6 protein-coding genes are annotated in these 9,175 nt (G+C 68.4%); 3 read left to right on the top strand and 3 right to left on the bottom strand.

Going from position 1 to position 9,175, the window contains the following annotated elements:
- Positions 1-16 precede the first annotated feature (16 nt).
- The gene (locus H3O04_RS18305; protein ID WP_202588199.1) at positions 17-2,338 is read right to left on the bottom strand and encodes a phosphocholine-specific phospholipase C; all 2,322 of its coding nucleotides are present in this window, start codon (positions 2,336-2,338) and stop codon (positions 17-19) included.
- A gap of 600 nt (positions 2,339-2,938) precedes the next feature.
- Between H3O04_RS18305 and H3O04_RS18300 the strand changes: the two genes are divergently transcribed.
- The gene (locus tag H3O04_RS18300; protein WP_202588198.1) at positions 2,939-3,439 is read left to right on the top strand and encodes a GNAT family N-acetyltransferase; all 501 of its coding nucleotides are present in this window, start codon (positions 2,939-2,941) and stop codon (positions 3,437-3,439) included.
- A 260-nt stretch (positions 3,440-3,699) separates the two neighbouring features.
- The gene (locus H3O04_RS18295; protein WP_202588197.1) at positions 3,700-5,295 is read left to right on the top strand and encodes a thioredoxin family protein; all 1,596 of its coding nucleotides are present in this window, start codon (positions 3,700-3,702) and stop codon (positions 5,293-5,295) included.
- A gap of 39 nt (positions 5,296-5,334) precedes the next feature.
- Here H3O04_RS18295 and H3O04_RS18290 read toward each other — a convergent pair whose 3' ends face one another.
- Together H3O04_RS18290 and H3O04_RS18285 are read right to left on the bottom strand one after the other, a co-directional pair.
- The gene (locus H3O04_RS18290) at positions 5,335-5,586 is read right to left on the bottom strand and encodes a DUF4148 domain-containing protein (RefSeq protein WP_011694888.1); all 252 of its coding nucleotides are present in this window, start codon (positions 5,584-5,586) and stop codon (positions 5,335-5,337) included.
- A gap of 346 nt (positions 5,587-5,932) precedes the next feature.
- A complete protein-coding gene (locus H3O04_RS18285) occupies positions 5,933-7,336 on the bottom strand; it encodes a GntP family permease (protein ID WP_027810509.1) in 1,404 nt (467 codons plus the stop codon).
- 326 nt (positions 7,337-7,662) lie between these two features.
- Here H3O04_RS18285 and H3O04_RS18280 point away from each other — a divergent pair, with 326 nt between their 5' ends.
- A complete protein-coding gene (locus tag H3O04_RS18280) occupies positions 7,663-9,150 on the top strand; it encodes a sigma-54 interaction domain-containing protein (RefSeq protein ID WP_202588196.1) in 1,488 nt (495 codons plus the stop codon).
- Positions 9,151-9,175 lie beyond the last annotated feature (25 nt).

Here is a 9,175-nt window from a genome sequence, read left to right as displayed (position 1 = left end):
CGTCGCCGAGGCGGCGTCAGAAGCGGTCGGCGAGCCCCATCGCCGGGTCGCTGACCGAGTGGCGGCCGGTTTCCACGCGGCCGGCCACGCGGCGCGAGAAGCTCGCGTCGCTGTCGGCGGTGACGATGAAGTCGTACCAATGGCCGGTCGAGTCGAGCTTCCAGTGCAGTTCGGACTGGTCGCCGGCGCGCACCGTGACGGTCCATGTGGTGCCGTTGCCGTTTTCGTTGCCGTGGCCATGACCGTGGTCGTCGTTCCCGCCCCGCCCGGACAGCGGCCCGTAGACCTGGTTCGACTTCACCGTGAAGCGCACCGTGCCAGCGCCGTCGTTGCGCAGCCGCAGGTGGAGGTTGCCGCTCGCGCCCGCATAGCCGACGCGCACTTCCGGATGCGGCGCGCGCGCTCCGCCCACGCGGCTCAGGTCGCCGGTGAAGCGGCGGTGAAAGCCGTTCGGGCCGAGCACCCACAGGTCATATTTACCGCCATCGTCGGCACGCGCGGCCCAGTCGCCGTGCAGCCGCTTGCCGGGCTCGACGACGTAGCGCCGCGGCAGCCGGTCGAGGTGCAGCTTGTCGTAGACGTGAAACACGGCGGCGGCGCGGCCGGTGTTCGCGAACTTCAGCGTGACGGTGCCGGTGCCGGCATCGGTGCGCGCGCTCGCGTGCAGTTCGTACGGCAGCGCGCGCGACGGACGTACGCCGGTCGCCTGTGCGGGCGGCGCGGGCGTGGCGGGCGGCACGATCTTCGGCGCGGTTTGCTGCGCGGCGCTCAGCGCGTCGACCTGGCTTTTCGTCGTGCGGCCCGCGAGCGTCGGCAGCGGCTCGTTGTTCGGCGTGCGGAAATTGAATGCGCTCGTCAGGTCGCCGCACACCGCGCGGCGGTACGCGCTGATCTGCGGCTCCGCGACGCCGAAGCGCTTCTCCAGGAAACGCAGCGTCGACGTATGGTCGAACACCTGCGAGTTGACCCAGCCGCCGCGGCTCCACGGCGACACGATCCACATCGGCACGCGCGGGCCCGGGCCGTACGGACGGCCATCGACGGCCGGCTGGCTCGACGTGGCCGGCGCGAAGTCGTGGTACTCGGCCGCGACGTCGGCGGCCGACAGCGTATGGCCGCCCGCGAGCGTGCCGTCGGCATTGCGCGACGGCACGGCCGGCGACGGCATGTGATCGAAGAAGCCGTCGTTCTCGTCGTAGTTCACCAGCAGCACGGTCTTGCTCCAGACCTCCGGGTTCGCCGTCAGCGCGTCGAGCACGGCCTGCACGTACCAGCCGCCCTGCGCAGGGCTCGACGGCCCCGGGTGTTCGCTGTACGCGGACGGCGGGATGATCCACGACACTTCCGGCAGCTTGCCGTCGCGGATGTCGTCGCGGAACGTTTCGAGAAAGCCGTACGGCATCGTGTTGCCGAAGCCCTTCGCGAGCGGGCTCAGCGGATCGTCGATCGCCGGGTCGTAGAACGCGCCAGCGGCCGTCACCGGCTGCGTGATGTCGGTCGACGCGACGTACGCGGGCCGGCGCGCGGCCGGCATCTGCTCGATCGCCGCGCGCCAGTGGCGGAAGCTCATCATCTCGTTGCAGCCGAAGTTGTCGATCAGGCTCTGGTAGACCTTCCAGTTCACGCCGGCCTGTTGCAGCCGGTCGGCATAGGTCGTCCAGGTCCAGCCCTGGCTCGACGGGCCGATGTCGTTGCCGCCGTTGAACTGGTTGTTCAGCGCGGCGATCTTCACGCGGCTGCCATCGGCCGGGCTGATGCCGTTCGGGCCGTTGGTGCCGCTCCAGTAGAACAGGCGGTTCGCGATCGTGCCCGTGTGCATCCCGCAGTGGTAGTGGTCGCACAGCGTGAACGCATCGGCGAGCGCGCGCTGGAACGGCACTTCGGCCGCGTCGTAATAGCCCATCGACAGCGGCGTCTTCGCGTCGGGCCAGCGGTTCATCCGGCCGTGGTCCCACGCGGCCTGCGCGTCGGCCCACGTGTGCGGCGTGCCGCCCGCGCGCTGCGCGTTGCCCTGGCGCGCGTCGAGGTGATACGGCGTCACGGTCGCGGCGGGCGTCGCCTTCGTGTACGCCTGGTAGAACACGTCGCGGCCGTTCGGCGACGGCACCGCGAAGCGGTCGCCATAGCCGCGCACGCCCTTGAACGTGCCGAAGTAGCTGTCGAACGCGCGGTTCTCCATCATCAGCAGCACGACGTGCTTGACGTCCTGGATGGTCCCCGTTTCGTGGAAGGCGGGAATCGCGAGCGCGCGGCGAATGCTCGGCGGAAACGCGGAAAGCGCGGCGGCGGCGAGGCCGGAACCGGCGGTCTGCTGAAGGAATTTGCGGCGTGACGTCATGGCGTTCGTGTCCTGTGAGGGGTGGGAGCGGTCGTGCGTTCGTCTGGTGGTGCCCGGGCGTCGTCCGGCCCCGGGGCGATCGCCGATGCGTGCGCGCTCGGGGCGGCGGCCGCGTGTCGCAGCCGGGCACGCATTGCGCCCGACACGCGACACGCGACGCCCGACGTCGCGCGGATGCCGCGGCTTCGTCGTCGCGATCCTGCGCGCCGCGCGCTCGTGATGCGCGGCGGCAGGTGCCGGCACACATACCAACCCGGCGTATGCGGGACTGCGGCGGCGCCCAGTCTAGGGCGTCGACATGACGTCGACGTGATGAAGAAATGACATCGCATGTCGCGCACGTGACGTTGCGTGCGCAACGATTCGTTCAGGTGCGATACGCGGTTGAAAACGGTAAGAAATTACCGATTTCCGTGGGCGTGACCGGTCAGAATTTTCCGGATTTTCGTGGATGGCGCGCGCGTTTCGTTGCGGATGCAACCTGACTGGCGACCGCGTGACACCTGTGTTTCAAAGGCGTGAAATCGGCTAAGCTCGATGCGTTGCTGCGCGCCTGCGCAGCCCGCGCCTTCGGCGTGACTTTTCGGAACCGGCCCACCCATGACCGATATCAGAATCCGGCACAGCGAGACGCACGACGTCGACGCGATCCGGCAGATCGCCGCGCATCCCGCGGTGTACATGAATACGTTGCAACAGCCGTTTCCGTCGCTCGAAAAATGGCAGAAGCGGCTCGACAGCGTGCGCGAGCACGGCATGAGCCTCGTCGCCGAAATCGACGGCACGGTGGTCGGCCATCTCGGCCTGCATCCCGAACCGAATCCGCGCCGGCGCCACGCGGCGGCGCTCGGCATGATGGTCGACGCGGCCCGTCACGGGCGCGGCATCGGCGGCCGGCTGCTCGCGGCCGCGATCGATCTCGCGGAGAACTGGCTGAACATCACGCGTCTCGAGCTGATCGTGTTCACCGACAACCGCGCGGCGATCGCGCTCTACGAGAAAAACGGTTTCCGCATCGAAGGCGAATCGCCGGATTACGCGTTGCGCGACGGCGTGCATGCGTCCGTGTATCACATGGCCCGGATCAAGGCGCGGCAATGAAGGCCTGGCCGTCGCGGACGTGACGGCACACGCCGCACGTGCTGCCGCCCGTCATATCCAATCGAGAATTCGTTCGTTTTCCTTCGGCTGTACCCGTCGTATCGTCGAACGATTTGCCGGTCGCTGCGGCCGGCTTCGCTTTTCCGTATCGATGCATGCGCGGCGCTGCCTGTCGGCCGGCCTCATCGTCATCGCTTCACGGCCCCCGTTGCGTGCGCGGCATCGCCCTGAAACCGTCTTTTTCAACGGAACCCGCTTCGATGAAAACCGTTCTCCGCAATCTCACCGCCGCCTGCCTGTTCGTTGCCGCCGGTGCGGCGCTCGCCGCCGCCACGCCCGCGCGCGCCCCGGTGGCGAGCGCATCGCCAGACGGTGCGCATCTGCCGCCCGGCATCGCGTGGCAACACGGCGACGTCGATGCCGCGTTCGCGCTCGCGAAGCGCGAGGGCAAGCCGCTGCTGCTGTATTGGGGCGCGGTATGGTGCCCGTCGTGCAACCAGGTGAAGTCGACGATCTTCAGCCAGCAGGCATTCAAGACACGCTCGTCGTTCTTCGTGCCCGTGTATCTCGACGGCGATACCGAAAGCGCGCAGAAGCTCGGCGAGCGTTTCAAGGTGCACGGCTATCCGACGATGATCCTGTTCCGCCCCGACGGCACCGAAGTGACGCGGCTGCCGGGCGAAGCCGATCTCGACCGCTACATGCAGGCGCTGTCGCTCGGGATGACGGCCGCGCATCCGGTGCGGCAGACGCTCGCGACGGCGCTGAAGAACGGCGCGTCGCTGACGCCGGACGAATGGCGCCTGCTGGCCGACTATTCATGGGATACCGACGGCGCGCTGCCGGTGCCGGCCGATCGTGTCGCGCAGACGCTGCAGTCGCTCGCGCAACGCGCGCGGGCGGCCGGTGCGAAAGCCGAATCGGCACGCTTCGCGCTGAAGTCGGCGGTGGTCGCCGCGTCGGACGACCCGACGCAGGCCGGCGCGCTCGACAAGGCCGCGCTCGCCGATTCGCTGCGCATGGTGCTGCACGATGCCGCGCTGTCGCGGGCCGATTCGGACGTGCTGGTCGCCGCGCCCGCGCGCGTGGTCGCGTATCTCGGCGGCGACGACGCGCAGCGCACGAAATTGCGCGGCGCGTATGACACGGCGCTGGCGCGCCTGTCGACCGACACCACGCTGTCGTCGATCGACCGGCTGATGGCGCTGCACGGCCGCGTGCTGCTCGCGCGCGGCGACGCACGCAAGGGCGCACCACTCGCCGCACCGGCGCTCGCCGATACCGCGCGCAAGCAGATTGCCGCATCGGTGCAGGGCGCGGCGAATGCATACGAGCGGCAGGCGCTCGTCAGCGAAGGCGCGGACACGCTGACCGACGCGGGGCTGTACGACGAATCGGATGCGTTGCTGAAGGCCGAGCTGCCGCGTTCGTCCACGCCGTACTACTTCATGTCGGGGCTGGCCGCGAACGCGAAGGCGCGCGGCGACAAGACGGCCGCGCTCGACTGGTATCGCAAGGCGTACGACGCAGCGAGCGGCCCGGCGACGAAGCTGCGCTGGGGCGCGACCTACTTCGCGAATGCGGTTGAACTGGCGCCGGACGATTCGGCGCGCATCGAAGGGATTGCCGCCAGTGTGCTCGCGCAGGCCGACAAGACCCGGGACGCGTTCTACGGCGCGAACCTGCGCGCGCTGACCAAGGTCGTCACGCAGCTGAACCGCTGGCGCGGCAGCGGCGCGCACGACGCGTCCGTCAGGTCGGTCGTCAAGCAGTTCGACGGCGTGTGCGGGAAACTGCCGGCCGGCGATCCGCAGGCGGCGGCATGCACGAAGCTGATCCAGCCCGTGAAGGCGTAACGACGCGCGGAAGGATCATCGGGCGGGCTGGACGACGAATTACCGGCCCGATTCCGACGATGCGCCGCGATCGCTGCCGTATCCGGCGTCGTGCTCGCGGGCGATCTTCGCTTCGGCGGATACGATGCTGGCCGGATAGAACCAGTCGCTCGACTGGAAGCCGGCCTGCTTGAGCGCCTTGACTTCGGCGTGGACCTGCGCGCGCGTGAGCGGCTGGTTCGACTGGGCTTGCGCGGCGAACGGGGCCGAGACGGCCAGGGCGATGGCAACGGCTTGGATCAGGCGCTTCATGGTCGGGACCTCCACGATTCCGGTGAATCGCAGCGCTTCGTTCGTCGAAGCGCCGTGCGACGTTCAAACCAGTGTAGGCCGGGGCGGCCGCGCGAAAAATGCGATCGCGCCCAACGCAGTGTTCTGCTGCCGGTAACAATGGGCGAGTAAGGGCGCAGGCTATGCAATGACCGGGGCGACCGCCGGGCGCGTACAAGCGCTGCGGCGGGGATTTGGCCTGATTCGACGGGCAGCGAAATGAAATCGGACCGGATGCGCATTCCGGAATCCGTTCCAGTGCGCATGCGGTCCGATCTTGAAGGGCGAGGGCAGGCGGCGAATGAAGCGCCGCCTGGGATGCCGACGCTTACACGAGCCCCGTCGCGTAGTACACGGCGATCACGAAGAACACTGCGAGCGTCTTGATGATGGTGACCGCGAAGATGTCGCGATACGACTCGCGGTGCGTGAGGCCCGTGACCGCGAGCAGTGTGATGACCGCGCCGTTGTGCGGCAGCGTGTCCATGCCGCCGCTCGCCATCGCGACGACCCGGTGCAGCACGTCCATCGGAATGTTGGCCGCCTGCGCGCCCTTGATGAACAGGTCCGACATCGCGGCGAGCGCGATACTCATGCCGCCGGACGCCGAGCCCGTGATGCCTGCGAGCGAGCTGACCGACACGGCCGCGTTGACGAGCGGGTTCGGGATGCTCTTCAACGCGTCGCTGACGACGAGGAAGCCCGGCAGCGCGGCGATCACGCCGCCGAAGCCGTATTCCGACGCGGTGTTCATCGCGGCGAGCAGAGCACCGGCGACGGCGGCCTTCGAGCCGGCGGCGAAGCGGTCGCTGACGCGCTTGAAGGCGGTCAGCACGACCAGCACGATACCGAGCAGCAGCGCGGCCTCGACCGACCAGATCGCGACGACCGTCTTGATCGACGTCGTGACCGGCGCGTGCACGCCCGGCAGTACTTCCGGCGCGACCGTGTACGACGCGGCGCCGTACCACTGCGGGATCAGCTTCGTGAACGCGAAGTTCGACACGCCGACGAGGATCAGCGGCAGGATCGCCAGCGCGGGATGCGGCAGCGCCTTCGCCTCGACGCGCTCCGGCTCGTTGACGAGCGACGTGCCGTAGCCTTCGCCCTTCGCCATCGCGGAACGGCGGCGCCATTCGAGATATGTGAGGCCGACGACGATGATGAACAGCGAGCCGATCGTGCCGAGCGCGGGCGCGGCCCAGGCGGTCGTCTTGAAGAACGTGGTCGGGATGATGTTCTGGATCTGCGGCGTGCCGGGCAGCGAATCCATCGTGAACGAGAACGCGCCGAGTGCGATCGCGCCGGGCATCAGCCGTTTCGGAATATTGCTCTGGCGATAGAGTTCGGCCGCGAACGGATAGACCGCGAACACCACGACGAACAGCGAGACGCCGCCATAGGTGAGCAGCGCGCACACCGCGACGATCACCGCATTCGCGCGTGAGCGGCCGATGTAGCGGATCGCCGCATGGACGATCGACTCGGAGAACCCGGACAGTTCGATCACCTTGCCGAACACGGCGCCCAGCATGAAGACCGGGAAATACAGTTTGACGAAGCCGACCATCTTTTCCATGAAGATGCCGGAGAAGACCGGTGCGACGGCGGCGGGTTCGGTCAGGAGCACCGCGCCGAGCGCGGCGATCGGCGCGAACAGGATCACGCTGTAGCCGCGATACGCGGCGAACATCAGGAACGCCAGCGCGGCGAGGACGATCACGAAAGACAAGGGAGTCTCCTAAAAGCTTGGAATGGCTTTGGTTGTTGTTCGATCGCGCGATGCGCCGCGGACCAGTTCGGGTTCGTGCAGGTTTCGTGCCATCGGCCGGATTGCGCCGCCGGACATGGGTCCGCCAGCGGCCGGCGGGCCCGCGCCGGTGCAGGTCTGACGATTCTACATAAAACGTCTCCAGCCGGAGACGTTTTGGCCGTTCGGTCGGCCCCCGAAATCGGGCAGGGCTTTCCCCGACAATGGATTGCGACGTGTCTCCAGAGTGAGATAATCCGTCTCGTTCCGGAGACATCCGGCCGACAATATACGGAGACGAAGACACGATGATGAACGACTGGGCGCGCCTGCCCGTCAACTACGGCGACGTGCTGCGGCGCGCCGCCGAGTCGCTGTTCCGGACCTTCGAGGATTCGAGTGCGGGCACGGTGGTCGTCGATCGCGACGCGCGCGTCGTGTGGATGAATGAGCGTTACGCGGCACGCTTCGGTTTCGCCGATCCGCAGCAGGCCGTCGGCCTCGACTGCGAGGCCGTGATCCCGAACAGCCTGATGCGGGAAGTCGTGTCGACCGGGCAGCCGATCCTGCTCGACATCATGGAGACGGGCCGCGAGCCGCTCGTCGTCACGCGCCTGCCGTTGAAGAACGAGGCCGGCGAGACGGTCGGCGCGATCGGCTTCGCGCTGTTCGACCAGTTGAAGACCCTCACGCCGATTTTTTCCCGCTACGCGCAGCTTCAGCAGCAGCTGATCGCGACGCAGCGCTCGCTCGCGCAGGCACGCCGCGCGAAATACACGTTCGCGAGCTTCGTCGGCACGAGTGCTGCGAGCCTCGAGACCAAGCGCCAGGCGCGCCGCGCGGCGCAAGTCGATTCGCCGGTGCTGCTGCTCGGCGAGACGGGCACCGGCAAGGAGTTGCTCGCCCACGCGATTCACGCGGCGTCGGCGCGTGCGCTCCAGCCGCTCGTGACCGTCAACGTCGCCGCGATTCCCGATACGCTGCTCGAAACCGAATTCTTCGGCGCGGCGCCCGGCGCGTACACCGGCGCCGATCGCAAGGGGCGCGTCGGCAAGTTCGAGCTGGCCGATCGCGGCACGCTGTTTCTCGACGAGATCGGCGACATGCCGCTGCCGTTGCAGGGCAAGCTGCTGCGTGTGCTGCAGGACAAGGAGTTCGAGCCGGTCGGTTCAAACCGGATCGTGCGCGCGGACGTGCGCATCATCGCCGCCACGTCGGCCGACCTGCCGGCGCTGGTGGCGGCTGGGCGTTTTCGCGCGGATCTCTATTACCGGCTGAACGTGCTGACAATCCATGCGCCGCCGCTGCGCGAGCGCGCCTCCGACATCGCGGCGCTCGTCTACGCGACGCTCGAGGAGCTGGCCGCCCAGCATGGGCGCGCCGCGCACTGCGAACTGACCGACGATGCGCTGCGGATGCTGTGCGCGTATCCGTGGCCCGGTAACGTGCGCGAGTTGCGCAATACGCTCGAGCGCGCGCTGATGCTGTCGGATCGCTCGGTGATCGATGCGCGCGCGCTCGCGCCGTTTCTCGGGCCGGTGCGCATTTCGCCGGACGGCGCGGCGCCGGCGCAGCGGGTTGGCGCGGTGCCGGCCGAGCAGCGCGCGGGCGATGCCCCGACGGCATCCGCTGCGCCGGCTGCGTCGTATGCCGATGCACTGGCGGCGTGGGAGCGCCAGTTCCTGACCGATGCGCTCGCGGCCTGTGACGGAAAGGTCGTCGAAGCGGCTGCGCGGATCGGCATCGGCCGCGCGACGCTGTACAAGAAACTGGCGGCGCTCGGTATCGACCGGTAGGCCGATCGGCGAGGCCGGCGCTTCC

The sequence above is a fragment of the Burkholderia sp. KCJ3K979 genome (assembly GCF_016759955.1).
GTDB classification, from domain to species: domain Bacteria; phylum Pseudomonadota; class Gammaproteobacteria; order Burkholderiales; family Burkholderiaceae; genus Burkholderia; species Burkholderia orbicola.
This window is presented reverse-complemented; position numbering and strand designations above follow the sequence as displayed.

Excerpts from the sequence above, each read along its gene's own strand:
- H3O04_RS18305 (WP_202588199.1), bottom strand. The coding sequence starts at position 2,338 with ATGACGTCACGCCGCAAATTCCTTCAGCAGACCGCCGGTTCCGGCCTC.
- H3O04_RS18300 (WP_202588198.1), top strand. The coding sequence starts at position 2,939 with ATGACCGATATCAGAATCCGGCACAGCGAGACGCACGACGTCGACGCG.
- H3O04_RS18295 (WP_202588197.1), top strand. The coding sequence starts at position 3,700 with ATGAAAACCGTTCTCCGCAATCTCACCGCCGCCTGCCTGTTCGTTGCC.
- H3O04_RS18290 (WP_011694888.1), bottom strand. The coding sequence starts at position 5,586 with ATGAAGCGCCTGATCCAAGCCGTTGCCATCGCCCTGGCCGTCTCGGCC.
- H3O04_RS18280 (WP_202588196.1), top strand. The coding sequence starts at position 7,663 with ATGATGAACGACTGGGCGCGCCTGCCCGTCAACTACGGCGACGTGCTG.